The organism is Sphingomonas sp. BL-S-05 (assembly GCF_055521695.1).
The window spans coordinates 82,681-105,417 of sequence record NZ_CM145499.1 but is presented as its reverse complement, the minus strand read 5'-3'; the positions used below and the strand labels follow the sequence as shown (position 1 = coordinate 105,417).

Annotated in this window: 26 protein-coding genes; 15 read left to right on the top strand and 11 right to left on the bottom strand. The window is 67.9% G+C overall.

Features of this window, described 5'->3' with window-relative positions:
* Window positions 1-26 precede the first annotated feature (26 nt).
* On the top strand, window positions 27-1,454 hold the full coding sequence (locus ACZ1JS_RS00460) for a GGDEF domain-containing protein (RefSeq protein WP_465167223.1): 1,428 nt from the start codon (window positions 27-29) through the stop codon (window positions 1,452-1,454).
* Between the two features lies 1 nt (window position 1,455).
* Here the strand turns inward: ACZ1JS_RS00460 and queG are convergent, their stop codons facing one another.
* Window positions 1,456-2,520 carry a tRNA epoxyqueuosine(34) reductase QueG gene (gene queG / locus ACZ1JS_RS00455; RefSeq protein WP_465167222.1) on the bottom strand — a complete coding sequence of 355 codons (1,065 nt, stop codon included), beginning with the start codon at window positions 2,518-2,520 and terminating at the stop codon, window positions 1,456-1,458.
* A gap of 58 nt (window positions 2,521-2,578) precedes the next feature.
* Between queG and ACZ1JS_RS00450 the strand changes: the two genes are divergently transcribed.
* Together ACZ1JS_RS00450 and ACZ1JS_RS00445 are read left to right on the top strand one after the other, a co-directional pair.
* Window positions 2,579-3,499 (top strand): ABC transporter ATP-binding protein, encoded by a 921-nt coding sequence (locus ACZ1JS_RS00450; RefSeq protein WP_465167221.1) that lies wholly within the window; start codon window positions 2,579-2,581, stop codon window positions 3,497-3,499.
* On the top strand, window positions 3,496-4,713 hold the full coding sequence (locus tag ACZ1JS_RS00445; RefSeq protein ID WP_465167220.1) for an ABC transporter permease: 1,218 nt from the start codon (window positions 3,496-3,498) through the stop codon (window positions 4,711-4,713). The genes ACZ1JS_RS00450 and ACZ1JS_RS00445 overlap by 4 nt, the downstream gene beginning before the upstream one ends.
* Window positions 4,714-4,969: 256 nt before the next feature.
* Here ACZ1JS_RS00445 and ACZ1JS_RS00440 read toward each other — a convergent pair whose 3' ends face one another.
* Entirely contained in the window at window positions 4,970-5,692 is a 723-nt protein-coding gene (locus ACZ1JS_RS00440) for a class I SAM-dependent methyltransferase (protein WP_465167219.1), read from the bottom strand.
* A gap of 1 nt (window position 5,693) precedes the next feature.
* Window positions 5,694-6,125, bottom strand: a complete 432-nt coding sequence (locus ACZ1JS_RS00435) for a GtrA family protein (RefSeq protein ID WP_242118315.1) — start codon at window positions 6,123-6,125, stop codon at window positions 5,694-5,696.
* A 94-nt stretch (window positions 6,126-6,219) separates the two neighbouring features.
* Between ACZ1JS_RS00435 and ACZ1JS_RS00430 the strand changes: the two genes are divergently transcribed.
* Entirely contained in the window at window positions 6,220-8,070 is a 1,851-nt protein-coding gene (locus ACZ1JS_RS00430) for an AcrB/AcrD/AcrF family protein (protein WP_465167218.1), read from the top strand.
* Window positions 8,071-8,310: 240 nt separating this feature from the next.
* Here the strand turns inward: ACZ1JS_RS00430 and ACZ1JS_RS00425 are convergent, their stop codons facing one another.
* The 4 genes from ACZ1JS_RS00425 to ACZ1JS_RS00410 form a co-directional block, all read right to left on the bottom strand.
* Window positions 8,311-8,604 carry a hypothetical protein gene (locus ACZ1JS_RS00425; RefSeq protein WP_345878947.1) on the bottom strand — a complete coding sequence of 98 codons (294 nt, stop codon included), beginning with the start codon at window positions 8,602-8,604 and terminating at the stop codon, window positions 8,311-8,313.
* Between the two features lie 125 nt (window positions 8,605-8,729).
* Window positions 8,730-9,113, bottom strand: coding sequence for an acyl-CoA thioesterase (locus ACZ1JS_RS00420; protein ID WP_242118323.1), 384 nt, complete (start codon window positions 9,111-9,113; stop codon window positions 8,730-8,732).
* 126 nt (window positions 9,114-9,239) lie between these two features.
* Entirely contained in the window at window positions 9,240-10,238 is a 999-nt protein-coding gene (gene cobS / locus ACZ1JS_RS00415) for a cobaltochelatase subunit CobS (protein ID WP_345878945.1), read from the bottom strand.
* A 60-nt stretch (window positions 10,239-10,298) separates the two neighbouring features.
* Window positions 10,299-10,967 (bottom strand): winged helix-turn-helix transcriptional regulator, encoded by a 669-nt coding sequence (locus tag ACZ1JS_RS00410; RefSeq protein ID WP_465167217.1) that lies wholly within the window; start codon window positions 10,965-10,967, stop codon window positions 10,299-10,301.
* 70 nt (window positions 10,968-11,037) lie between these two features.
* On the opposite strand from ACZ1JS_RS00410, the gene ACZ1JS_RS00405 reads away from it, so the two are divergent.
* Genes ACZ1JS_RS00405 through ACZ1JS_RS00385 form a run of 5 tightly spaced genes read left to right on the top strand, consistent with a single transcriptional unit; the run spans window position 11,038 to window position 13,880 of the window.
* The gene (locus ACZ1JS_RS00405; protein ID WP_465167216.1) at window positions 11,038-11,463 is read left to right on the top strand and encodes a VOC family protein; all 426 of its coding nucleotides are present in this window, start codon (window positions 11,038-11,040) and stop codon (window positions 11,461-11,463) included.
* A complete protein-coding gene (locus tag ACZ1JS_RS00400) occupies window positions 11,460-12,182 on the top strand; it encodes a DUF1428 domain-containing protein (RefSeq protein WP_465167215.1) in 723 nt (240 codons plus the stop codon). The genes ACZ1JS_RS00405 and ACZ1JS_RS00400 overlap by 4 nt, the downstream gene beginning before the upstream one ends.
* On the top strand, window positions 12,179-12,946 hold the full coding sequence (locus ACZ1JS_RS00395; protein ID WP_465167214.1) for a VOC family protein: 768 nt from the start codon (window positions 12,179-12,181) through the stop codon (window positions 12,944-12,946). Before ACZ1JS_RS00400 ends, ACZ1JS_RS00395 begins: the two co-directional genes overlap by 4 nt.
* On the top strand, window positions 12,943-13,428 hold the full coding sequence (locus ACZ1JS_RS00390) for a VOC family protein (protein WP_465167213.1): 486 nt from the start codon (window positions 12,943-12,945) through the stop codon (window positions 13,426-13,428). Before ACZ1JS_RS00395 ends, ACZ1JS_RS00390 begins: the two co-directional genes overlap by 4 nt.
* The gene (locus ACZ1JS_RS00385) at window positions 13,425-13,880 is read left to right on the top strand and encodes an SRPBCC domain-containing protein (protein ID WP_465167212.1); all 456 of its coding nucleotides are present in this window, start codon (window positions 13,425-13,427) and stop codon (window positions 13,878-13,880) included. Before ACZ1JS_RS00390 ends, ACZ1JS_RS00385 begins: the two co-directional genes overlap by 4 nt.
* Before the next feature lie 168 nt (window positions 13,881-14,048).
* Here the strand turns inward: ACZ1JS_RS00385 and ACZ1JS_RS00380 are convergent, their stop codons facing one another.
* Window positions 14,049-14,663, bottom strand: a complete 615-nt coding sequence (locus tag ACZ1JS_RS00380) for a J domain-containing protein (RefSeq protein WP_465167211.1) — start codon at window positions 14,661-14,663, stop codon at window positions 14,049-14,051.
* Between the two features lie 36 nt (window positions 14,664-14,699).
* Between ACZ1JS_RS00380 and ACZ1JS_RS00375 the strand changes: the two genes are divergently transcribed.
* Genes ACZ1JS_RS00375 through ACZ1JS_RS00360 form a run of 4 tightly spaced genes read left to right on the top strand, consistent with a single transcriptional unit; the run spans window position 14,700 to window position 17,501 of the window.
* Window positions 14,700-14,990, top strand: coding sequence for a BolA family protein (locus ACZ1JS_RS00375; RefSeq protein WP_465167210.1), 291 nt, complete (start codon window positions 14,700-14,702; stop codon window positions 14,988-14,990).
* Window positions 14,987-15,691 carry a glutathione S-transferase gene (locus ACZ1JS_RS00370; protein WP_465167209.1) on the top strand — a complete coding sequence of 235 codons (705 nt, stop codon included), beginning with the start codon at window positions 14,987-14,989 and terminating at the stop codon, window positions 15,689-15,691. The genes ACZ1JS_RS00375 and ACZ1JS_RS00370 overlap by 4 nt, the downstream gene beginning before the upstream one ends.
* Window positions 15,691-16,593: a pirin family protein gene (locus ACZ1JS_RS00365; RefSeq protein WP_465167208.1), complete on the top strand. Its 903-nt coding sequence runs from the start codon at window positions 15,691-15,693 to the stop codon at window positions 16,591-16,593. Before ACZ1JS_RS00370 ends, ACZ1JS_RS00365 begins: the two co-directional genes overlap by 1 nt.
* The gene (locus tag ACZ1JS_RS00360; RefSeq protein ID WP_465167207.1) at window positions 16,590-17,501 is read left to right on the top strand and encodes an alpha/beta fold hydrolase; all 912 of its coding nucleotides are present in this window, start codon (window positions 16,590-16,592) and stop codon (window positions 17,499-17,501) included. Before ACZ1JS_RS00365 ends, ACZ1JS_RS00360 begins: the two co-directional genes overlap by 4 nt.
* Before the next feature lie 242 nt (window positions 17,502-17,743).
* Here ACZ1JS_RS00360 and nusB read toward each other — a convergent pair whose 3' ends face one another.
* The 3 genes from nusB to hisG all read right to left on the bottom strand — a co-directional run bounded on the left by nusB (window position 17,744) and on the right by hisG (window position 20,611).
* Entirely contained in the window at window positions 17,744-18,211 is a 468-nt protein-coding gene (nusB, locus tag ACZ1JS_RS00355; RefSeq protein ID WP_242118346.1) for a transcription antitermination factor NusB, read from the bottom strand.
* 451 nt (window positions 18,212-18,662) lie between these two features.
* Window positions 18,663-19,964, bottom strand: coding sequence for a histidinol dehydrogenase (hisD, locus tag ACZ1JS_RS00350; protein WP_465167206.1), 1,302 nt, complete (start codon window positions 19,962-19,964; stop codon window positions 18,663-18,665).
* Window positions 19,961-20,611 (bottom strand): ATP phosphoribosyltransferase, encoded by a 651-nt coding sequence (gene hisG, locus ACZ1JS_RS00345; RefSeq protein WP_465167205.1) that lies wholly within the window; start codon window positions 20,609-20,611, stop codon window positions 19,961-19,963. The genes hisD and hisG overlap by 4 nt, the downstream gene beginning before the upstream one ends.
* A gap of 50 nt (window positions 20,612-20,661) precedes the next feature.
* Here hisG and ACZ1JS_RS00340 point away from each other — a divergent pair, with 50 nt between their 5' ends.
* Together ACZ1JS_RS00340 and thiL are read left to right on the top strand one after the other, a co-directional pair.
* Window positions 20,662-21,693, top strand: coding sequence for a DUF2332 domain-containing protein (locus ACZ1JS_RS00340; RefSeq protein WP_465167204.1), 1,032 nt, complete (start codon window positions 20,662-20,664; stop codon window positions 21,691-21,693).
* A complete protein-coding gene (gene thiL / locus ACZ1JS_RS00335) occupies window positions 21,690-22,565 on the top strand; it encodes a thiamine-phosphate kinase (RefSeq protein WP_465167203.1) in 876 nt (291 codons plus the stop codon). The genes ACZ1JS_RS00340 and thiL overlap by 4 nt, the downstream gene beginning before the upstream one ends.
* Window positions 22,566-22,737: the final 172 nt, after the last annotated feature.

Genomic DNA, 22,737 nt, shown 5'->3' with positions numbered 1-22,737 from the left:
ATCTCCCCGACTTAGCCTCGCCGGCCATGTCGTCCCCCGCCCCGCCACGACCGATTCCGGCCCGCACCGTCCCGGGCGCGGCGATGCTGCGCGACTTCCTGCTGGTCGCGGCGGTGGTGACGGCCGGGGCGATGATCGGATTGTTCAGCCACCACGCCTTTTCGGTCGCCTTCTGGCCCGCCAACGCCATGCTGGTCGGGATCATGCTGCGGAAACCATCGCTGTTCCGGCCGTTGGGCTGGGCAGGTGCTTTCGTCGGCTTCCTCGCCGCCGATCTGATGTTCGACCGCAATCTTGGCCTGTCCGCCTTCTTCGCGCTTGCCAATACCGCCGGCACGCTGACCGCGACGATCGCGCTGCGGCGTCTCGACCCCGCCGACCTGCGGCTCGAACGCGTCCATTCGGTGCTGCGAATCCTTGCCGGCCTGATCCCCGGCTGTCTGGTCGCCGCGCTGATCGGCGCGCTCCTGGTCGTCGTAGAATTTCACGGATCGGCCGCACAGACGATGGTGACCTGGCCGGCGAGCGAGCTGGTCAACTATCTCGTCGTCCTGCCGGTGCTGCTGACGCTGCGCCACCCCGATGCCCAGCCGCCCGCCATCGCCGAACCGCCGCTGTGGCCGACATTCGCGCTGGCGCTGTCGTGCGTCGCGGCGGTACAGTTTGACGGGCCGGGCAGCATCATGTTCCCGATGCCGGCGCTGCTGCTGTGCGCCCTCACCTATCCGGTCGCGATCACCGCGGTGCTGACGATGCTGCTCGGCACCGGCTGCCTCGTCACCATCGGTCTCGGCATGGTCGCGATCGGACAGGACATGGCCATCCCGCACCTGGTGCTGTCGGTGCGGATCGCGGTCGCGTTCCTCGTCCTCGTGCCGCTGACGATCAGCAGCGTGATGGCGGTGCAAAACGCACTGCTGCGCCAGTTGCGCGAGGCCGCCGAACATGACGGGCTGACCGGCCTGCTCAACCGGCGGGCGTTCGAACAGCGGCTGGAGAAACGGCTGCTGCGGCGGCTGCCGCCGGGGGACGGGCTTGCGCTGCTGTGGCTCGATCTCGATCATTTCAAGGCGATCAACGACCGTCACGGCCATGCGGCGGGCGACGCGGTGCTGCGCGCGGTCGCCGACACCCTGCGCGGCGTGTGCGGTCCCGGCGAGCTGTGCGGACGGCTGGGCGGGGAGGAGTTCGCGCTGCTCCTGTCCGCCCCCGACCGCGCCACCGCCCACCGCGTCGCCGAACGCCTGCGCGATGCGATCGCCACGCAGCAGGTCGACTGGCACGGTGCCACGGTCCACGCCACCGCCAGCATCGGCGCCTGTCACCTCACCCGCATGCCGATCGACACCGCCCCCCTGCTCCGCCGGCTCGACGAGGCGATGTACCAGGCCAAGCGCAGCGGCCGGAACCGCATCGAATGGCTCGACGCGCCCGAGGCGGCCCGCGCGGCCTGACTCAGCCGGAGTTTCCCTCGAGCCGCGCCAACGCCCATTCCGCCGCCTCGCGCACCACCGCATCGGGGTCGGTACAGGCCGCGCGCACCGGGCCGACCAGCGCCGCATCGCCGCTATTCCCCGCCGCGATCAGGGCGTTGCGCACCATCCGGTTGCGCCCGATCCGCTTGATCGGCGACCCTCGGAACACCTCGCGAAACCCGGCATCGTCGAGCGCGATCAGGTCGGCCAGCCGGGGCGCGGCGAATTCGGCCCGCCCGGCAAAGGCACGGTTGGCGGCGGCGGCATCGGCGAACTTGTTCCACGGACACACCGCCAGGCAATCGTCGCAGCCATAGATGCGGTTGCCGATTCCCGCCCGGAATTCGACCGGGATCGGCCCGGCATGTTCGATCGTCAGATACGAGATGCAGCGCCGCGCATCCAGCCGGTAGGGCGTAGGGAACGCGTCGGTCGGGCACGCCCGCTGGCACGCATCGCACGACCCGCACCGGTCGCGCGCCGCCGGATCGGGCGTCAGGTCGAGCGTGGTGTAGATCGCGCCGAGGAACAGCCAGCTGCCATGGTCGCGACTGACCAGATTGGTGTGCTTGCCCTGCCACCCAAGGCCCGCCGCTTCGGACAGCGGTTTTTCCATCACCGGCGCGGTATCGACGAACACCTTCAGGTCGCAGCCCGATTCCTGCGCCAGCCAGCGGCCGAGCGCCTTCAGCGCCTTCTTGACCACATCATGATAGTCGCTGCCCTGCGCATAGACCGAGATACGACCACGATCGCCCGCCCCGGCCAGCGCCAGCGGGTCGACGGCGGGGGCATAGCTCATGCCCAGCGCGATCACCGACTGCACCTCGCTCCACAGCGCCGCTGGCGAACCGCGCTGTTCGCTGCGCTCCTCCATCCAGATCATCGACCCGTGCCGCCCTTCGTCCAGCCACTGCCGCAGCCGCTCGGCGGTGCGCGGCGCGGCATCGGCGCGGGCGATGCCGCACGCGACGAAGCCGCATTCGGCGGCCTTGGCGCGAATACGCTCGACGATATCGCCTGACGGGGCCTTGTCTCGGGTCACCTCCCCCCGCTACCCTCTAACCGACGCGCGCTAAAGGGCGACGTGTGGGGGATGTTGCTTGCAGGACGAAAATTGGGCGCTCAGCGCGGACGGACTGGTCAAGCGCTTCGGCGATCGGCGCGTCGTCGACGGGATCGATCTGCAGGTACCATATGGCGCGGTCTATGGCGTGCTCGGGCCCAATGGCGCGGGCAAGACGACGACGCTGCGCATGCTGCTCGGCATCATCGAACCCGACGAAGGCCATCGCACCCTGCTCGGCCAATCCGCCCCGCGCGACGCATCCGACCGGGTCGGCTATCTGCCCGAGGAACGCGGCCTGTATCCCGGCATGAAGGCGCGCGAGGCGATCGCCTTCATGGGCGCGCTGCGTGGCCTCGACTGGTCGGTCGGGCGCAAGCGGGCGGCGGTGATGCTCGAACAGGCGGGGCTCGGCCACGCGGTCGACAGCAAGATCCGTAAATTGTCCAAGGGCATGGCACAATTCGTCCAGCTGCTGGGATCGGTCGTCCACCAGCCCGAATTCCTCGTGCTCGACGAACCTTTCTCCGGGCTCGACCCGGTCAATCAGGAACGGCTGGAGGCGCTGATCCGCGCCGAGCGCGATCGCGGGGCGACGATCCTGTTCTCGACCCATGTCATGGCCCATGCCGAGCGGCTGTGCGACCGGCTGTGCATCATCGCCGGCGGCAAGCGCCGATTCGAGGGGACGGTCGACGATGCCCGCGCGCTGCTGCCGATGAAGGCGCAATATGTCCCGCGCGACCCCAGCCCCGGCATCGCCGCGCTGCTGCCGGGCGATGCGCAGGAGGAACGTGGCGGCTGGCGCTTCACGCTGCCGCCTGCGGGGATTGAGGGGATATTGGTGCGACTGATCGACGCGGGCTACGGCATATCGGGGCTGTCGATCGAACGGCCTGGGCTGCACGACGCGTTCGTGCGCATCGTCGGCGAAGCCGATGCGGAGAAGGCCGCATGAGCCGCCTGATCCGCCAGACGCTGACCATCGCCCGTCGGGACTTCATCGCCACGGTGATGACGCCAATGTTCCTGCTGTTCCTGCTCGCCCCGCTGCTGTTCGGCAGTTTCGGCGCGGTCGGATCGCTGGGCGCGCAGAGCGTCGGGCAGAGCGCGGAGGGCAAGGAACGCATCTACGCCATCGCCGCGCCCGCCGACGCCGCCCGGCTGCGTGCCGCCGATGCGCTGATCCGTCCGGCGGTGTCACGCGAGCGCGGGCTGCCGACATTGGTCACCGTCGCGCCCGCCGCCGACCCGGCGGTGCAGGCGCGCACCCTCTTGTCCAATCCCGATATCGACGTGCCGGCGGTCCTGTACGGCCCCCTCGACCGGCCGCAACTGATTCACGCCAACCCCCAGTCGACCACCGCGCGCTATCTCGCGGCGCTCGCCGAACAGGCGCTGCGTGACAGCCGGGCGAACCTCGGCGCCGGCCGGCTATCGCGACCGACCTTCGCCCGCGTCGAGCGCAGCAGTACGTCGCTCGGCGGCAAGAGCGCGGCCGGCTTCTTCGCGGTCGTGTCGCTGTTCGTCGTCACGCTGATGCTTGCCGGACAGGCGGTCGGCACGATGGCGGAGGAACGATCGAACAAGGTGATCGAGGTGCTGGCCGCCGCCGTACCGCTCGAATCGGTCTTCCTCGGCAAGCTGCTCGGCATGTTCGGGGTGGCGGTGCTGTTCCTCGCTTTTTGGGCGGCAGTCGGGATTAATATCGGTGCGCTGTTGCCGCCCGACTTTGCCGAAGGGCTGTCGGGCATCGCCCCGGCGATCGGCATTCCGGGCTTCGTCGTGCTTTACATCCTGTATTTCACCATGGCCTATATGCTGCTCGGCGCGGTGTTCCTTACCGTCGGCGCACAGGCGGCCACGCCGCGCGAGATCCAGATGCTGTCGCTGCCGATCACCATTTTCCAGATGGCGATGTTCGGCTTTGCGCTGGCAGCGATCGGCCGCCCGGGCAGCTGGGTCGCGCTCGCCGCCGAAATCTTCCCGTTCAGCAGCCCCTTCGCCATGGCCGCGCGCGCCGCGACCAGCGGTGAATGGTGGCCGCATCTCGTCGCGCTGGCATGGCAGCTGCTATGGGTCGCGCTGACCATCGTGATCGGCGCGCGGCTGTTCCGGCGCGGGGTATTGCAGTCGGCCGGGCCGAAGTTCCGGTGGTTCCGGCGGGGCTGAGGCTCCCGCGACCGAGCATATCCGTTCGTGCTGCGTAGGGACTGAGCTTGTCGAAGTCCCGTATCGAAGCACCCTCGGCGGTCCTTCGATACGCCATTTCGACAGGCTCAATGGCTACTCAGGACGAACGGACAACGGGGTCAGTTACCTCGCAAACGTCGCCCCAGCGAAGGCTGGGGCCTCGTGCGGCGAGGCACGCGTCTATTTCAGGCAGATCCCAGCCTTCGCTGGGATGACGCTTGCGGCCCTCAAGCCCCTACTTCGTCACCAACGTCACGATCGAAAGCCCCGGCGGCATCGGAATGCGCCCCAGCAGATGCCGCTCCAGCCGGAAGATCGTCTCGAACGCGGTGTTCAGCGCCTTGGGCGGCGGCGAATCGTCGCTGTCGTCCTTGCCGGTCAGCTTGCCCGCGACCCGCGCCGCGACCGCGGCCGGGAACAGCAGCGAGTTGAAATAGCGCAGGCCGTTATGTTTCAACCCCGCATCGGCGATCGCCTTGGCCAGCGTCGCCTTCGAATAGCGGCGGTGGTGATGGTTCACCACGTCATGCGCGCTCCACATCCATTGATGCGCGGGTACGGTGACGAGGATCTTGCCACCCGGCGCCAGCCGGTCGGCCATGCCGCGGAACGTCGCGACATCGTCCTCGATATGCTCGACCACGTCGAGCACCGCGATCATGTCATATTGCGCGTCGACCCCGTCGAGCGTCGGCAGCGGCGCGGTACCGACCGGCTTGCCCAGCCGCTCGCTGGCGATTTCGCGCGCCGCCGGATCGATCTCGATCGCGTCGACCGTGCCGAACCCGGCCAGCATCGGCAGGTTGTGGCCCGTGCCGCACCCGATTTCGAGGATGCGCGCGCCCGGCTTCAATCCCGCATAGCGCTCGACATAATCGGCAAGGATTTCGCGCCGCGCGCGATACCACCAATGCGTCGAGTCGTGCGCCGCCATGCGGTCGTAAACGATGCGGTCCATCTTATCCGAATACCCATGAACGATTGAGCGCGAAGGTGGCGAAGGGGGTGACCAGCACGGCGGGGACCAGCGGTACCCAGTCCGCCATGCCCGCCAGATCGACCAGCCCGAAGGTGAACAGCGCGTTCAACACCATGCCGAATCCCTGCACCAGCAGGAACTTGACCGGCTGTTCCGCCCCTTCCGACCGCGTGCCATGGTCGCGAAAGCTCCACCGGCCATGCGCGACCCAGCCGAACGCGGCGGCGACGACGAACGCCGGCACGACCGCGACGAACGCATAGCCGGTCGGCAGGACATAGGTGACCAGCGGCAGGTACACGATCGCATAGATCACCGTCGACAGCCCGCCGACGATGCCGAACCGGATCAATTGGCCCAGCACGCCGTCGGGTATCAGTCGTTCGATCCGCGCGATCACCCGCGTGCCCACCCTTGTCCTTTGCGCGCCATCCGATACAGCGCCGCCTTTGCCACCATGGCTGGACAGCCGCCGTAGATTGCGCGGCGCGCGGGGGAAAGTAGTTTTGACCAGGCATCCCTCCTTCGCCCACGAACTCGACCGGCACTGGCTGCGCTGGCTGCTGCTCGCCTGGGTCGTGCTGGCGGCATGGTTCCTGTGGCAACGCTGGAACGCGGTCCACTGGCTGGCCCTGTCCGATACCGACGACAATATGCGGCTGATGCAGGTCCGCGCATGGCTGGGCGGGCAAGGCTGGTATGATCTGCGCCAATACCGGCTGAACCCGCCGGGCGGGCTCGACATCCACTGGTCGCGGCTGGTCGATCTGCCGATCGCCGGACTGATCCTGTTGCTCAAACCCTTTGCCGGACCGGTCTGGGCGGAACGGCTGGCGGTCGGCATCGCGCCGCTGTTACCGATGGGGGTGGCGCTGATCGCCCTGTCGGTGACGGTGCGGCGGCTCGTGTCGCCCGTCGCATGGCCGCTGGCAGTGCTGTTCCTGCTCGGCTGTTCGTCGACGCTGCTGATGTTCATGCCCGAACGCATCGACCATCATGGCTGGCAACTTGCCTGCCTCGCCTGGACCGTCGCCGGCATCGCCGATCGCAAACAGGCGCGCGGCGGCATGGTCGTCGGCCTGTCGTCGGCCGCCTCACTGACCATCGGCCTTGAACTCCTGCCCTATTGCGCGATGGCCGGGGCGATCGTCGCCTTGCGCTGGGTATGGGACCGGGCGGAGGCGCGGCGGCTGACCGTCTACGGAGCGACGCTGGCCGGGGCGAGCGCGATCGGCTTCGTCGCCTTCGCCTCCAACGCCAATTATACGATGCGCTGCGACGCCCTCACCCCGGTCTGGCTGTCGGCAGTGGTCGCGGGCGGCGCGTTGCTGGTGCTGATCGCGCGCATCGGACCCAGGGCGTGGAGCGTGCGCCTCGTGCTGACGCTGATCGCGGGCGGTGCGCTCGCCGCGGCCTTCGCCACGCTCTTCCCGCAATGCCTGCAAAGGCCGGAGGGGGTGTCGGAGGAACTGGCCCGCACCTGGCTCAACAATGTCCGCGAGGCGAAACCCCTCTACACCATGCCGGGGCGGACCATCTTGCTGATCGTCACCGGGCCGATCATCGGTCTGCTCGGCGCGATCTTCGCGACGTGGCGCGCGCGGCGTTCGGCGGATTTCGTCGGCTGGGCGGTGGTCACGCTGTTCACGACCTTTGCGGTGGCGATGCTGTTCTGGCAGATTCGCTCCGGCCCGGCCGCCCAGCTGCTGGCGATCCCCGGCACGGTCGCGCTCGCCTGGATCGTCGTGCCGTGGCTGCTGTCGCGCAAGAGCGCGGCGGTGCGGGTGCTCGGCACGGCGGCGCTGGTCTCGCTGCTCGTACTCGGCAACCTGTTCGTCGATCAGGTCAGCAAGCTGCTGTCGATGCTGCCCGACAGCGGCCTGACCAGCCATGTCCGCATCAAGCCGCAGGACGCGCGCACCAAGGTGATCCTGCGGGCCGGCGCGCGCTGCGCCAGCCTGCCCGCGCTACAGGCACTGAACCGGATTCCGGCGGCGGTGATGTTCACCCATGTCGATCTCGGCCCCCGCCTGATCGTCGCGACGCATCATGACGGCATCACCGGCCCCTATCACCGCAATGGCGACGCGATCCTCGACGTGCACCATGCGTTTCAGGGCGATCCCGACAATTTCCGCACCATCGCCCGCCGCCATGGCGCGACCTATCTGCTGACCTGCCCCAACATGGCGGAAACCACCGTCTATCGTGCCCGCTCGCCCGGCGGTTTCTACGACCTGCTGGCGCATAACAAGGTGCCCGACTGGCTGACCCCAGTGCCGTTGCCCAAGGGGTCGCCGCTCCGGCTGTGGCGGATCGATTATAGCGAGATGACGGCTTCATCGGCGAATCAATGAAACCAGGATCGAAGAGCCGACCCTCATGCTCCCGACCGTTCGTCCTGAGTAGCCATTGAGCGAAGTCCAACTGGCGTATCGAAGGACCGCTGAGCAAATGCTTCGATACGGGTCCTCGACAAGCTCAGCCCCTACTCAGCACGAACGGGCGGAGCGTCAGTCGCGACCAAGCCACCCCCAAACGCAAAGCGCCCGCCCCCTTGCCGGGAACGGGCGCTTCAGACCGAAAGGCCCTGTCGCTTAGCGGGCAGCGACCTGCTGCGCCGGGGTCAGCGGCTTGGCGATGCGGAAGCGGACCGGACGGCCGCCGACTTCGCCCGACACGGTGCGGTCGCGCACTTCGAGGCGGAACGGCTCGCCGCTGGTGACGACGGTGCCCGACAGCACGGTCGCGCCATTGTCGGCGACGGTGCGGGTATAGTCGAACTTGTAGCCGTCACGCTCGATCTCGCTCGCCGAAGCGAGGGTCGGGATCAGCATGCCCGCGGCGACGAGGGCGACACGAAAAGCGGCGGCGGCGGCAAAGCTGCGCATGGTGTTTCTCCGGCTGGTTGAGGGGTGACGCTCGGGCGTCGTTTCGTTGCCAGAGTTGTGCATGGTGCAGCGCAATATCGCAACTGCACAGGTTTTTACCGCAATTGCAGAAAACGAAATCGGAATTAGGGTAAAAAGCGATTCACCACATCGCGGGCCAGCCGCGCCGGCCGCTTCGTCCCCGCATCGAGCGAGCACCAGGTGCTCTGCACCTCGGCCAGCACCTCCTCGCCACGCTGGATCAGCGTCGAGAAATAGGCGCGCACTCCCTCGACCCGTTCGGCGACGACCGTCGCGACGATCGTGTCGTCGAGGAATGCGGGCCGGCGATAGGTGATCTCATGGCGCAGCGCGACCCACAGATGCTTGGCCACCGCCTCGGCCGGTGCCACACGTTCCCAATAGGCGACGACCGCATCCTGGACCCATGACAGGTACACGGCATTGTTGACGTGCCCCATATGGTCGATGTCGCCCGGCGCGACGGCAAGCGGATGCTGATGTCCCATTGCCGGAGCGTGGGCGCTGCTGACATACGAGTCAATGCGGGTCGCGCCGAACCGAACGGCAACGGGCGACCGGTTGGCCGGTCGCCCGTCGATCGACGCCCATCCCCCCCCCCCCCCCCGCGCAGGCTACGCCTTCGCCACCACGCTTTCGGGCAGGTCCTTACCGAACACCCGCTGATAATATTCGGCGACCAGCGCCCGCTCGGCCTCGTCGCACTTGTTGAGGAACGACAGGCGGAAGGCGAAGCCGACATCGCCGAAGATCAGCGCATTCTGCGCCCAGGTGATCACCGTCCGCGGCGACATCACCGTCGAGATATCGCCGTTGACGAACCCGCGCCGCGTCATGTCCGCCACGCGCACCATCTTCTCGACCGTGTCCTTGCCGCCGACCTTGTCATATTCGCCCGACTTGGCGAGCACGATCCGCGCTTCGGTGGCGGCGGGCAGGTAGTTCAGCGTGACGACGATGTTCCACCGGTCCATCTGCCCCTGATTGATCTGCTGCGTGCCGTGATACAGGCCCGACGTATCGCCCAGACCCACGGTATTCGCCGTCGCGAACAGGCGGAAATAGGGGTTGGGCCGGATCACGCGATTCTGGTCGAGCAGCGTCAGCTTGCCCTCAGTCTCCAGCACGCGCTGGATCACGAACATCACGTCGGGGCGGCCGGCGTCATATTCGTCGAACACCAGCGCGGTCGGCGTCTGGAGCGCCCAGGGCAGCAACCCTTCGCGGAATTCGGTGATCTGCTGCCCGTCCTTCAGCACGATCGCGTCGCGCCCGATCAGGTCGATGCGGCTGATATGCGCGTCGAGGTTGATGCGGATGCACGGCCAGTTCAGCCGCGCCGCGACCTGTTCGATATGCGTCGACTTGCCGGTGCCGTGATAGCCCTGCACCATCACCCGCCGGTTGTGCGCAAAGCCTGCAAGGATCGCCAGCGTCGTGTCGGGATCGAACACATAAGCCGGATCGGCATCGGGCACGCGTTCGTCGGCGACCGAGAAAGCGGGTACTTCGAGATCGCTGTCGATGCCGAACAGCTCGCGCACCTTCACCATCCGGTCGGGTGCGCTCAGGATCGTGGTCGCGGCAGCTTCGGGCAGGGTATCGGTAGTCATGCGGGCCTTTCGCGTGGGCACAGGGGAGCGCCCGCGGTCCTTTAGGACGAAGCGGGCCGCCTACTCAACCTTCGGCGGCAATCGGAACAGCGACGTGAACCGTTCGGCAATCGCCCGGTTCCCCTCGACTGCAATTGCCGCCACCGTCGCCAGTGGCCGTCCGCCATACACGACCGGCAGGAACGCCGACGGCGCGCCCGACAGCGTCGCATCGACCACCCCCTGCCCCCGCCGGACGTGCAGTGCCCCCTCGGCCAGCGTCGCGACATAGCCATCGTCGCCGAACCGGAACGCCACCTGCGCCTGCCAGTCCCCCGCCCGCTCCGCCACCAGCAGCATCTTGAGCGACAGCATCAGCGACACGGCGGAAAAGGGCAGCGTCGGATCATGCGTCGGCGACCGCAGCGCCCATTTCGCCAGCGCCAGCACCACGCCCTCGCTCTCATAGCCCCAGCGCGTCAGTTCATAGACCTGCACATTGGCGGGCGGCGGCAGGCGGTGGCGATGGACGATCCCCGCCGCCTCGAGTCCCGCCAGCCGCTGCGTCAACACATTGGCGCTGATCCCCGGCAGACCGGCGCGCAATTCGCCAAAGCGGCGCGGGCCCAGCAGCAATTCGCGCATCAGCAGCAGCGCCCAGCGCTCGCCGACATATTCCATGCCCAGTGCCGCGCCGCACGCATCGTCATAGCGTCGCCGATCGGCCTTGGTTACTTTTTCTAACTCCATCGTTGCAATTTGTAACCCAAGGGCGCACCCAAGACAAACAGCGATTCGAAAGGTCCGGGGAGAGGGTGCCATGTCGAAGATGATTTTCGTGAACCTCGCGGTGGCCGATGTGCCTGCCGCGACACGATTCTACGAAGCGATCGGCTTCGTGAAGGACGAGCGTTTCTCGAACGATCGCGGATCGGGCATGACATGGTCGGAAAGCATCCACGTGATGCTGCTCGACCGCGATTTCTACGCGACCTTCACGCCCAAGCGGATCATCGACGCACGGACCGAAAGCGGCGTGTTGCTGGCGCTGTCGTTCGACGACCGCGCCGCCGTCGACACGATCACCGAGTCCGCGCTGGCGGCGGGCGGACGCGAACTCCACGATCCCGAGGACGAAGGCTATATGTACAGCCGCGCGTTCGAGGATCTCGACGGCCATGGCTGGGGGCCGTTCACCATGGACATGGCCGCCGCCGCTGCCGCCCATGAAGGAACCGGCGCATGACCTATATCGACGGTTTCGTGACCCCCGTCCCGCGCGCCAACCGCGCCGCCTACGAACATCATGTCGCGCAGGCGGCGGCGATCTTCGCCGATCTCGGCGCGACGCGGCTGGTCGAATGCCGGGGCGACGATGTGCCGGCGGGAAAGCATACCGACTTCGCGCGATCGGTCGCCCTGACCGACGACGAGGACGTGTTGTTCAGCTGGATCGAATATCCCGACCGCGCAACCCGCGACGCGGCAGGCGCGGCGATGATGGCCGATCCGCGGATGGAGGCGCTCGGCATGTCGTTCGACGGCAAGCGCATGATCTATGGCGGGTTCGACGCCGTCATGGTCAGCGGCGACGACGCGACGCCGGGCTATGTCGATGGCTGCCTGACCCCGGTCCGCAGCGAGGACCGCGACGCCTATCTCGCCTTCTCGGCCGAATCGGCGCAGCTGTTTCGCGATCACGGTGCGTTGCGCGTCGTGGAGGGCTGGGGCGACGACGTGCCGGGCCAGCACACCGACTATGCCCGCGCCGTCGACCTGCAACCGGGCGAGGTCGCCTGCTATTCGTGGATCGAATGGCCGTCCAAGGACGCGCGCGACAGCGGCTGGCAGGCGGTGATGGCCGATCCGCGCATGGCCGATCGCGCCATGCCCTTCGACGGCAGGCGCATGGTCTATGGCGGTTTCACCCCGATCTTCGACCAACGCATGGGAGCAGGCGCATGAACCGGCAGGGCGACTTCATCTGGTATGAATTGCTGACCGGCGACGTGGACGCGGCAGCGCGCTTCTACACCGACGTCGTCGGCTGGCAGGTACAGGAATCGGGCATGCCCGGCATGGACTATCGCCTGTTCGTCGCCCCCGACGGCGCGATGATCGGCGGGCTGATGGCGATGCCGCCGGGCATGCCCGCGCCGGTGTGGCTCGGCTATGTCGCGGTCGACGATGTCGATGCCGCCACCGCCGATTACCTCGCGCATGGCGGCACGCAGCACATGCCGCCCACCACCATCCCCGGCGTAGGCCGCATCGCGATGCTGACCGATCCGCAGCGTGCGGCGCTCTATCTGATGCGCAGCGAGAGCGACGAAACCAGCACCGTCTTCCAGCCCGCCGACCGCGCGACGCCCGGCCATTTCGTCTGGAACCAGTTGATGGCTCCCGACCCCGACGCCGCCATCGCCTTCTATGTCGACCGGTTCGGCTGGCGACAGGAAGGGTCGATGCCGATGGGATCGTTCGGCGACTACAAGTTCCTGCTGAACGGCGACGTCGCGATCGGCGCGGCGATGGGCATGGTGCCTGGCGGCCAGCCCGGCTGGCAATATTCCACCCATGTCGCCGATATCGACCATGCCGCCGACCGGATCAGAGGCGGCGGCGGTACGATCCTGCAGGGGCCGGACCAGATCCCCGGCGGCAGCTATTCGATCGTCGCCACCGATCCCCAGGGCGCGCGCTTCGGCCTGGTCGGTCCGCGCCGATGAGCAAGCTGCAACTATGCCTCGTCGTCAACGGCCGGGCGGAGGAAGCGGCACGCTTCTACGCCGCCACCTTTCCCGACAGCGCGCTGGGGGCGATCCACCCGGCCGCTGCCGACTTTCCCGGCGGCAAGGCGGGCGACACGCTGGTCGTCGAATTCACGCTGCTCGGCCAGCCCTGTTTCGCGCTGAACCACGGCCCGCCCACGCCCTTTTCCGACGCGATCTCGTTCCAGGTGCTGACCGACGATCAGGCGGAGACCGACCGCTACTGGAACGCGATCGTCGCCGATGGCGGACGCGCCCGCGACTGCGGCTGGTGCCAGGACCGTTTCGGCCTGTCGTGGCAGATCACGCCGCGCGCGCTGATGGCCGGCATGGCCGATCCCGATCGGGCGGCGGCCGCGCGGGTCATGCAGGCGATGATGACGATGCAGAAGATCGACGTTGCGGCTATCGAGGCGGCGCGCAACGGAGAGCAGCAATGACCGAACATGAACTTGCGATCGAACGCCGCATAGCCGCCCCCGTCGACGCGGTGTGGCGGGCATGGACCGAACATCTTCCCAAATGGTGGGCGCCGCGCCCCTGGACCACCGAGCTCCTCGCCCTCGATCTGACGCCGGGCGGCCGCTTCGCGACGACGATGCGCGGCCCGGGTGGCGAGGCGATGACCGGCGAGGGCGTGATCCTCGACGCGGTTCCCTACGAGCGCATCGTCTTCACCAACGCCTTCGCCCCCGGCTGGATACCCCAGCCGCAGCGGCTGGCGTTCGTCGGCATCTTCACCTTCGAAGCCGATGGCGACGCGACCCACTACCGCGCCGCCGCCCGCCACTGGGACGAAGAGACCGCGAAGATGCACGCCGAAATGGGCTTCGAAGGCGGCTGGGGCATGGTCGCGCAGCAATTGGAGGCGGTGGCGGTCAATTTTGCGTGACGGTTCCTACCTCATCCTACTGCCACCCGTTCGGTTCGAGCAGCTTCGAGCGAAGTCGAGAAGCGTCTGTCGAGAACTCCCCGTTTGGGGCACCGCCTTCTCGACTACGCTTCTCGACAGGCTCGAACCTGCGCTCGAAGCAAACGGATTACAAAAAGCGGCGAGGACTCACGCAAACGCCGCCGCCCCCTTCAACTGCTGATAGGCGGCGATCACCTTCTGCAACGCCGCCTCATGCTGCCGGTCGCCGCCATTGCGGTCAGGATGATAGCGGCGCACCAGTTCCGAATAACGCTGGCGCAATCCCGTCCGGTCGACATCGATCTCCAGCCCCATGACCTTCAGCGCCGACCGGTCGGCGGGGCTGAGCGGCCGGCCGTCCTTGCGCTCGGCGCGGTTCACGCGCGCGTCGCGGAACTTCGCCCCGATCGCGTCGAGCGGATCGGCGAAATCGGCCCAGGCCGGCCCCGGATCGCCGCCCGCGCGCGCAAAGGCGCGCGTCTCGCGGTCCCAGCCGGCATAGGGCCGTTGCGCGTCGTGGATCTCCTCGGCGGTCATTCCGGCAAAGTAATTATACCCGGCATTGAACGCGCGGATATGGTCGAGGCAGAACCAGCGATAGGCGCTCGGCCGTTCGCCCCCCTGCGGCGCGCCCTCAAGCGGCGGCGCACGGAATTCGCCCGCTTCGTCACATCCCGGCACTTCGCATGGCCGGCCATTCGCCTCGACCCGCCCGTGGAAGCGGGCATTGGGGCGATCCTTGCTGATCTTCTCGCGCGCCACGCGACTCCCTTTGGCAAAACCGGTTATATAGGGCGGATGACCGACACCACCACCATGCCGCTCGCCGATCTGATCGCCCAGCGGCTGCGCGACGCCCTGTCCCCGACCCATCTGGTCGTGACCAACGACAGCCACCACCATGCCGGCCATATGGGCGACGACGGAACCGGGGAGACCCATTTTTCCGTCGAGATCGTCGCGGATGGCTTTATCGGCCAGTCGCGCGTTGGGCGGCAACGGATGGTCAACCGGGCGCTCGCCGACCTGTTGGCCACCCGCATCCATGCGCTGGCGATTCGCGCCCGCGCGCCGGGAGACCGCGATTGAGCTACGACCTCTGGTACTGGCCGACGATACAGGGCCGCGGCGAATTCGTTCGACTGGCGATGGAGGGCGCGGGCATCGCCTATCGCGACCGCGCGCGCGAGGATGGGGTGGAAGCGATGCTCGCGATGCTGGAACGGCACCCGCGCCCGCCCTTCGCCCCGCCCTTCCTGTCGCTCGACCACATGGTCATCGCGCAGGTCGCCAACATCCTGCAATATCTGGGCGAGCGCCATGGCCTGAGCATGTCGAGCATCCGCGACCGGCAATGGGCCAATCAATGGCAACTGACCATCGCCGACCTCGTCGCCGAGGTGCATAATGTCCATCACCCGGTCGGCACCGGCGATTATTATGACGCGCAGAAGCCTGAGGCCGCCCGCGCCGCCACGCAGTTCCGGGACGAACGCCTGCCCAAATTCCTGACCTATTTCGAAGCGCTGCTGGACGAAAACAGCGACCCCTGGGCGATCGATCATCGCTGGACCTATGTCGACACCTCGCTGTTCCAGCTGGTCGAGGGGCTGCGCTACGCCTTTCCCAGACGGATGGCGGCACTGGAACCCGGCCTGCCGCGCCTGATCGCGATTCACGACGCCGTCGCCACCCTGCCCGGCATTGCCGACTATCTTGCCAGCGACCGGCGTATCCCTTTCAATGAAGACGGAATTTTCCGCCACTATCCCGAACTGGATGCCGATTGATGGAAAACGACCGCTTCTTTCTCCAGACGATCCAGCCGATCACCCACGATCTGGGCGGGTTCAAGGTCCATCGCACCCTGCCGACCAGGACGCGGACGATGGTCGGTCCGTTCATCTTCTTCGACCAGATGGGCCCGGCCGAACTCGACCCGGGTCAGGGGATCGACGTGCGCCCGCATCCGCACATCAACCTGTCGACCGTCACCTATCTGTTCGGCGGCGCGATCGACCATCGCGATTCGCTCGGCACCTTCGCCCGGATCGAGCCGGGTGCGGTCAATCTGATGACCGCCGGCCACGGCATCGTCCATTCCGAACGATCGCCCGACGACGAACGGGCCGGCGGGCCGCTGCTGTCGGGCATCCAGACGTGGCTGGCGATGCCCGAGGATCGCGAAGAAATCGATCCGGCGTTCGAGCATGTCGAAGCGACCCGCCTGCCCGTCGTCAGCGGCAGCGGCGCGACCGCGCGTGTCGTGATGGGCGACCTGTGGGGCGTCTCGGCCCCGACGACCCAGTACGCCGCGACCATCTATGCGGACATCATCCTCGAATCGAACGGCGCGATTCCGATCGATGCGGGTGCCGACGAACGCGCGCTGTACCTGACCCATGGCGACGCGGCACTGGACGGCGTCGCGCTCGAACCGATGACGCTCTACGTCCTGCGGCCGGGCATCGCCGCCACGCTGCGATCGTCGGGCGGCGCGCGTGTCATGCTGTGCGGCGGGGAGGCGTTCACGACGCCGCGCCATGTCTGGTGGAATTTCGTCTCCTCGCGCCGCGACCGCATCGATCAGGCCAAGGCCGACTGGAAAGCCGGCAACTTCCCCAAAGTCCCCGACGATGCCGAGGAATTCATCCCCATCCCCGAAATTCCCAAGACGGTCAGCTATCCATGACGCCCTTGCGCCGTATCACGCTATCGAGCGGCGTGTCGCTCGACGTCGCCGTCGCGGGTGATCCGGCCGCGCCGGCGATGATCTTCCTGCACGGCTTTCCCGAATCGCATCGGACGTGGCGGCATCAACTGTCCGAGTTCGCGCGCGATCACTATATCATCGCCCCCGACCAGCGCGGCTATGTCCGCTCCGACAAGCCGGCGGCGGTCGCCGACTATGCCCCCGATCGCATCGTCGCCGACCTGATCGCGCTCGCCGATGCGCTGGGCGTCCGGCGCTTCACGCTGGTCGGCCATGACTGGGGCGGCGCGATCGCGTGGATGGCGGCGCTCAGGCATCCCGACCGGATCGACCGCCTCGTCATCCTCAACGCGCCGCATCCGCTGATCTTCCAGCGTTCGCTGTTCGACGATCCCGACCAGCGCGCCGCCAGCCAGTACATCGCCCGCTTCCGCGACACGTCGATCGATCGCGGGCTGATCGGCGCCGGCCTCGAACATTTCTTCGCGACCGGCTTCGCCAAGCTGGTGACGCGTACCATCGCGGGCGCGGACAAGGCCGCCTATCTCGACGAATGGTCGCAGCCGGGTGCGATGACCGCGATGCTCAACTGGTACCGCGCCTCGGCGATCGTCGTTCCCGCACCCGGCGAAACGCCTGAACGCCCGGCGTGGATCGACGCCCCCTTCCCACCGGTCACACAACCGACGCTGGTGATCTGGGGAACCCGCGACAAGGCGCTGTTGCCGGTGCAGGTCGAGGGGCTGGACGCAGTGGTGCCCGACCTGACGGTGGTGAAGGTCGATGCCGGGCATTTCGTGCCGTGGGAGGCACCAGAGGCGGTGAATGCGGCAATCCGGGGTTGGTTACCGGATGTTTCCTGTAACCAAACCGTTCGTGCTGAGTAGGGACTGAGCTTGTCGAAGGCCCGTATCGAAGCACTCGCCACAGACGGTCCTTCGATACGCCATTTCGACAAGCTCAATGGCTACTCAGGACGAACGGGTTAGGCCGGCAGCCACCCTCTCCACCCCGTTCAGTTCGAGCAGCTTCGAGCTTGTCGAGAAGCGTCTGTCGAGAACCCGCCCGCTTGGGGCACCATCTCGACTACGGTTCGAAGCGAACGGAGAGAGGAAGAAGGCAGGGGACCCTATCCCCGAACCACCTTCGCCACCGAATCCAGCAACCCGTTCACGAACCCCTTTTCGCGCCGGTCGTAGAACGCATCGGCCACGTCCAGATATTCGCTGATGACCGCCGCCACCGGCACGTCCGGCCGCGCGATCAACTCGTACGTCCCGGCGCGCAGGATCTGCCGCATCGGCTTGTCCAGCCGGTCGAGCGTCCAGCCGGTCGACAGCTTGGAGGCAATCATCGCGTCGATCTCGTCGCGGCGGGCATCGACGCCCTTGACCACGTCGTCGAAGAAATGGACGTCGGCCTCGGCATATTCGACCTCTTCGATCGTCGCGCCCAGCCGGTGCTGGTGGAATTCGTGGAGCAAGGCCGGGATCGGCGTCGCTTCCATCTCATGCTGGTACAGCGCCTGGACGGCGGCCAACCGGGCGGCGGCGCGTGCCTGACGGGCACCCCGCGGGCGGGAATTCTTGCTGGTCATAAGCGCCGCCCCATAGCCGCTGTCGCACCGACAAGTCGAGGGGGCGCTTTCCTACAGCGCCGGACCATGGCAGCGTCGCCGCGCTCCTTGAACCGTCCGCCTTTCCGACCGCCGGGATCGACCCGCTGCACAACTGCGCGCCGAGTGTGACCTTTGTGAACTTTGCCGCTTACGTCATCCCAGCGAAGGCTGGGATCTCCCGGTCATGCAGCGCGCGCCAAGCCGCAAAATGCTCCAGCCTGCGCTGGAGCGACGCCGTGACGAGACACGTGCGAGTGTGAACTTTGTGACCTTCGGCGTCTAACCCATTGAAAGAAGGCGGACGCCCGCGACCGTCACCATCCGGCCGAACGACGCAACTTAAGGGCCGCCACGGGCAAAGCCCGTGCCGTCGGACGGCGCTGCCAGCGCCGCCGGCCGGACGCGCCTCATACGGCTTGGCGCTGCTTCGCTACGCCTTGCCCGGCGCGTCCAACCGGATCGCCACCGACCGCGCATGCGCCGGCAGCCCTTCGGCCCCGGCCAGCGTCACCGCCGCCGGCCCGATCTTCGCCAATGCCGCCGCGTCCAGCCCCAGAAAGCTGGTCCGCTTCATATAGTCGAGCACCGACAGCCCCGATGCGAAGCGTGCCCGCCGCCCGGTCGGCAGCACATGGTTCGGCCCCGCGACATAATCGCCGACCGCTTCGGGCGTGTACCGGCCGAGGAACACCGACCCGGCATGGCGCACCGCCTTGAACAGCGGTTCGGGATCGCCGACCGCCAGTTCTAGATGCTCGGGCGCCAGCCGGTCGACCAGCGGCATCGCATCGGCCAGGGTCGGGACGACCACGATCGCCCCGTTCGCATCCCAGCTCGCCCGCGCCACCTGTCCGGTCGCCAGCTCGGCGATCTGTTCGTCGACCGCCTTGGCCACCCAATCGGCAAAGCCGGCATCGTCGGTGAACAGGATCGACTGGCTGGTCGGATCATGCTCAGCCTGGCTAAGCAAATCGGCGGCGATCCATGCCGGATCATTCTGCCCGTCGGCGACGACCACGATCTCCGACGGCCCGGCGACCATGTCGATCCCGACCACGCCGTATAGCTGCCGCTTGGCCTCCGCGACCCAGGCATTGCCCGGCCCGGTCACGACATCGACCGCCTTGATCCGGTCGGTGCCATAGGCCAGCGCCGCGACCGCCTGCGCGCCCCCGATCCGCCACACTTCGTCGACCCCGGCCAGCGCGGCGGCGGCCAGCACCAGCGGATTGACCTCACCCTTGGGCGTTGGCGTGACCATCACGATCCGCTCGACCCCGGCGACCTTGGCCGGCACGACGTTCATCAGCACCGACGACGGATAGGCGGCACGTCCGCCGGGCACATAGACGCCCGCCGCCGCGACCGCGCTCCACCGCGCACCCAGCCGCACGCCATCGGCATCGACCTCGTCGCGATCCTCGGGCCGCTGCTTGGCGTGATAGGCGACGATCCGGTCATGCGCCAATTCGAGCGCCGCGCGCAAGGTCGGGTCCAGCCCGTCCAGTGCCGCCCGGCATTCCGCCAGTTCGATCCGCCAGCCGGTCACGTCCGGGTCATGCCCGTCGAACTTCTCGGTAAAGGCGCGCACCGCGGCATCGCCCTCGTCGCGCACCGCGCGCAGGATAGCGGTCACGTCGCGCGCGACGTCGCTATCGGCCTCGCGCCGCGCATCGACCAGCGCTGCGAAGTCGGCGGCGAACCCCGCCGCGCTCGCGTCCAGCCGGATCATGCCGCCACCGCCCGGCGGAACGCATCGACCAGCGGCACGACCGCCCCCCGCGTCTTGAACGCCGCGCGGTTGACGACCAGCCGCGACGTCACCTCGGCGATGGTTTCGACCTCGACCAAGCCATTCTCCTTCAGCGTCCGTCCCGACGACACCAGATCGACGATGCGCGGCGCGAGCCCCAGCACCGGCGCGAGTTCCATCGCCCCGTTCAGCTTGACGCACTCCGCCTGAACGCCCCGCGCGGCGAAGTGGCGCTGGGTGGTGTGCGGATATTTGGTGGCGATTCGCACATGGCTCCACCCGCGCGGATCGTCGGTAGCGGCCATGCCGGCCGGCTCGGCGACCGAGATGCGGCAATGCCCGATCTTCAGGTCGACCGGCGCATACAGCTCCGAATAATCGAACTCGGCCAGAACGTCCGACCCGACGATGCCCAGTTGCGCCGCGCCATGCGCCACGAACGTCGCCACGTCGAACGCGCGCACGCGGATCAGGTCGATGTCGTGCCGGTCGGTCTTGAACCGCAGCGCCCGGCTGTCGGGATCGCGAAACGCCGCCTCCGGCACGATGCCGGCGCTGGCGAGCAACGGCATGGCTTCGTCGAGAATACGCCCCTTGGGCACGGCGATGATGATGGGATCGGTCATGAGCGACTGGCGCTTTACTTGGGGCGCGTGACCGGCGCAACACGCGGCCCATGGCCGATGAACCGACGAATCGCCACGCCTTTCGCCAGCAGGCGGCATTCTGCGCGGCGATGGGGGCACCGATCACCGCGCGCGTCTGCACCGCGCTGGCCGACGCCCTGTCGCACGACAGCGCAACGGGGCGCCGGACGCTCGGCTGGCCGGGCGAACCGATCCCCGACGCGCTGCCTTTGCGGCTGGTCGGCGGGCTGCACGCGCTGGCACGGACAGGCGTCGATCCCGACCTGACCGCGCTGTTCGCCGGCAAGGCCGATCCCGACACGATCCTCCGCCGCGTGCTGATCGAACACGATGCTGCGCTGCTGCCATGGCTCGACGGCCCGCCCCAGACCAACGAGCCGATGCGCTCGGGCGTCCTCATGACCGGGCTGCTGGCGGTCGCCGCACGCCACGGCCCGGCGGTCGAATTGCTGGAGATCGGATCGAGCGCCGGCCTCAACCTGCTGATCGACCGATATCGCTTCGATCTGGGCGGCGTGGGCGTCGGCCCCGCCGATGCACCGGTCGCGATCGTCCCCGACTGGCAGGGCACCCCGCCGCCGCCCGCCCCGATCCGTATCGACGGGGTACGCGGCGTCGATATCCAGCCGCTCGACGCCACCGATCCGGCAGTCGCCACCCGCCTCGCCGGCTATATCTGGGCGGATCAGCCGGAGCGGCAGGACCGACTGGCGGCGGCAACCGCGATGCTCCGCGCCCGGCCGGTCGATCTGGTCGCGGGCGATGCGGTCGAATGGCTGCGCGACCGCCTCGCCGAACCGCAGGCCGCAGGCGTGACGCGCGTGCTGATGCATTCGGTGGTCTGGCAATATCTGGGCGACGACCGCCGTGCCGCAATCGGCAGGATGATAGCGCAGGCCGCCGCAGCCGCCACCGCCGACCGCCCGCTCGCCTGGGTCCGCATGGAGCCCGACCGCGTGCTGCAACGGCAGGAACTGATCGTGCAGAGCTGGCCCGACCATGGCGAACCCCGGATGCTGGCCACCGCCCACGCCCATGGCGCATGGATCGCCGCCGCGTGACCGAAGCCGACTTCATCGCCGCGCTGCGCACCTTGCCGCTTCACGAAGGCGCGCATGGCCTGACCGACGACGCCGCGCATCTGGGCGACCTCGTGCTGACCAAGGACATGATCGTCGAGGGGGTCCATTTTCTGCCCGGCGATCGCCCCGCCGATATCGCGTGGAAACTGGTCGCGACCAACCTGTCGGACCTCGCAGCCAAGGGCGCGGAGCCGGTCGGCGTCATGCTTGGCTATCCGATCGGCGACGACGCATGGGACCGCGCCTTCCTCGCCGGCCTCGACGTCGTGCTGCGCAGTTTCGCCTGCCCGTTGCTCGGCGGCGACACGGTAAAGCTGCCGCCGCACGCCCCGCGCCTCCTGTCGCTGACCGCGCTCGGCCGCAGCGCCCATGCCCCACGCCGCGACGGCGCGAAGCCGGGCGATGCGCTGTGGGTCACCGGTACGATCGGCGATGCCGGCGCGGGTCTCGCCATCGCGCGCGGCGCACACGGACCGGCGGCGCTGCTGCAGCGCTATCGCCGCCCGACCCCGCGCCTCGCCGAAGGACAGTCGCTCGCCCCCACCGTCCACGCGATGATGGACGTGTCCGACGGCCTGCTGATCGACGCCACCCGTATGGCGGCGGCGAGCGGGCTGGCGGTGACGATCGACCTCGCCGACGTCCCGCTGTCGGAAGCGTTGCGGACCTTCGGCCACGATGCGCTGACCGCAGCGACGGCCGGCGACGACTACGAACTGCTCTTCGCCTGCGACAATACGCCGCCGGTAGTCGCGACCAGGATCGGAACGTTCGCAGCGGGCGCAGGGCTCACCCTGCTCGACCACAGCCAGCCCGTCCACCTGCCCGATCGCCTCGGCTATCAGCACTAAATCCTCCCCGGCACGGGGAGGGGGACCAGCCGCAGGCTGGTGGAGGGGGGATAGCCGCAGACGGAACGCAAGTGGCGATCCCCCTCCACCACCGCTTCGCGGCGGTCCCCCTCCCCGCGAGCGGGGAGGAATTAACGGTTGCGCCCCCCGCCCATCGGCATAAGCTGCCCCG